Consider the following 2,467-nt stretch of genomic DNA (forward strand, 5'->3'; position numbering starts at 1 on the left):
CTCTCCCGTGAAGGGAGAGGGGCTTAGCGAGCATCTGCCGGTGATGCGCGGTGCAATGGCGTGGTTTCGCGGGTTAGCCGGGACGGAGGAGTAGGCGCGGCCTTCCGTTCCCCTCTCCCCTTGCGGGAGAGGGGGCAGGGGAGAGGGGGAGCCCGCAGCAGATCCCGGCCCTCGCCAAGTAATGCGTCCAGCGCCTCGCCGCCCGCAGTAGCCTTTCGAGTGTGAGTGACCATGGCTTCGCCCTCCCAAGGGGATTCAGGTGGTCGGTTAACCAACCCGAATACCATGGCCGCTCACCTCGCTCTAGCGTCTGCACATAATTCCGCACACTACTTATCTGCCGGTGGTGAGCGGTGCAATGGCGTGGTTTCGCGGGGTAGCCGGGACGGAGGAGTAGGCGCGGCCTTCCGTTCCCCTCTCCCCTTGCGGGAGAGGGGGCAGGGGAGAGGGGGAAGCCCGCAGCAGATCCCGGTCCTCGCCAAGTAATGCGTCCGGCGCCTCGCCGCCCGCAGTAGCCTTTCGAGTGTGAGTGACCATGGCTTCGCCCTCCCAAGGGGATTCAGGTGGTCGGTTAACCAACCCGAATACCATGGCCGCTCACCTCGCTCTAGCGTCTGCACATAATTCCGCACACTACTTATCTGCCGGTGGTGAGCGGTGCAATGGCGTGGTTTCGCGGGGTAGCCGGGACGGAGGAGTAGGCGCGGCCTTCCGTTCCCCTCTCCCCTTGCGGGAGAGGGGGCAGGGGAGAGGGGGAAGCCCGCCGGGATCCCTGTCAGGCATCGGTCTGCCTGGTCCGGGCCGCGGGCCGCGGTGTGCCCCGGTCCCGTTCGTCCGGCGTTAGCCCTTGCCGCCGTTGATCACCCCGTACTCAGCGGGCGTGCGCATGTAGAACAGCGGCACGCCTTCGTCGGAGACCCGCGAAAGCAGGGCGTCGACCTGATCGGTGGACAGCGCGAACATCACCGCCACCGGCACGTCGCCGGCGAGTTCCAGGAAGTGCTGCTCATGCTGCACGCCGTGCCGGCCGAAGCCGGCGATTGCCCGGAATGCCGAGCCGCCGTGCAGCCCCATATCCTGCGCGGTGTCGAGGAGCCAGCGGTATAGCAGCTTGCCGTGAAGCCGGCGGTTTTCGTGCACAAAGAAGGTCAGTCGTTCACCGTTCATGGTTCCCTCCGTCGGATTCACGCGTTCACCCGGAACAGCCAGAAGACCAGCGCCATACCCATCGCGGTGACCAGCAGGCTGCCCAGCACATGGAGGCCCACCGCGGCGGAGGCCCAGAGATAATCGGCGCGGCGCAGCGCCGTGACCACTTCCGCAGAGAACGTCGAAAACGTGGTCAGCGCCCCAAGAAAGCCGGTCACCACCATCAGTCGGAACTCCGGTGGCACGGCCGTCGTGCGCGAGAACAGCTCCAGTGCCAGGCCGATGAGTAGGCCGCCGCACAGGTTCGCGGCGAGGGTGCCCAGGGGCAGCGAGGGGAAGTAGGGGTTGAGCCAGGCCCCGAGTGCCCAGCGGCACCACGCACCCAGCGCGGCGCCGCCGCCCACGGCGGCCATCGAAATCCACGGCATGAACAGGACCTCCTGTCGGCGACCCGGGACGGACGTGTGCCGTCACGGGGATTAACAGTGTTCAGGTCCCATCAGCTCCGCTGGAGCGGTTCGGGGAGGGGAGCCATCTCCGCGTGTGTCGTCGGAGGACAAGGATACCGTCGCGTGTGCGCCGGGGGAATCCCCGTCGCGGCGGGGCCCTCTCCCCAACCCCTCTCCCGTGAAGGGAGAGGGGCCCGGACGGGCGTTTGCCGGCGACAAACGATGTCACGGCGCTGTTCCGCCGGGTGCAGGGTGGGTCCCGTAGGTCGGCTGCTCCCGGCAGCCGACACGTGTCGTGGGGCCGGTGTTCTGCGTCTCCCGCCCCCCGCTCGAAAGCGGACGGACGTGGACGGGCATGGTCACGGCCCTTGGCGCGCGATGCCCCCGACGTTGTGGGCGGCCGTCGCACACGGCCTGCGGCCGTGCACGACCTACCCGAGGGGGCGTTGGCCGGCAGGAAGGTTGGGCGCGGAAGGCCTGCAACGTCCCCGGGCCGAACCGGGGAGGGGCCGGCGCAGTGAGCCGGGCCGCGGATGCGGTGTCACGGGGCCCTCTCACGTGAAGCCGGAGAAGCGTGGTGCGTGCCGGTCGGAGGACTCTTTGCGAATTGAATCGGGCGGTTCCGGGGATGTCGCACACGGCCCGTGGCCGTGCACGACCTACCCGCGTTCGCGCCTTGCGAGGGGGTGGCGACTCCCTGGTAGGTTGTGCGCCGAAGGCGTGCAACGTCCACGTGAGCCGAACGCCGGCTCAGCCTGAACCCATAGGGGCCGGGGGGTGCCGTCCGTGGCATTGTACGCCCCGCCCTCGGCCGCCTAACACGGCCCCCGCCTTTACTGTTTATCCCGCCGACGTGCAATGAGCCGTGG

2 protein-coding genes are annotated in these 2,467 nt (G+C 68.4%); both read right to left on the reverse strand.

Features of this window, described 5'->3' with window-relative positions; all coding sequences use genetic code 11:
* Positions 1-840: 840 nt before the first annotated feature.
* Complete coding sequence (locus G7A99_RS18075) at positions 841-1,167, reverse strand: DUF190 domain-containing protein (protein WP_018719385.1); 327 nt, start codon at positions 1,165-1,167, stop codon at positions 841-843.
* A 17-nt stretch (positions 1,168-1,184) separates the two neighbouring features.
* Positions 1,185-1,577: a fluoride efflux transporter CrcB gene (crcB, locus tag G7A99_RS18080; protein ID WP_163142785.1), complete on the reverse strand. Its 393-nt coding sequence runs from the start codon at positions 1,575-1,577 to the stop codon at positions 1,185-1,187.
* Positions 1,578-2,467: the final 890 nt, after the last annotated feature.

The sequence above is a fragment of the Arhodomonas sp. KWT genome (assembly GCF_010993615.1).

What these genes read in the sequence shown, in the direction of transcription:
- G7A99_RS18075 (WP_018719385.1), bottom strand. Translation starts at nt 1,167, where the DNA reads ATGAACGGTGAACGACTGACCTTCTTTGTGCACGAAAACCGCCGGCTT.
- crcB (WP_163142785.1), bottom strand. Translation starts at nt 1,577, where the DNA reads ATGCCGTGGATTTCGATGGCCGCCGTGGGCGGCGGCGCCGCGCTGGGT.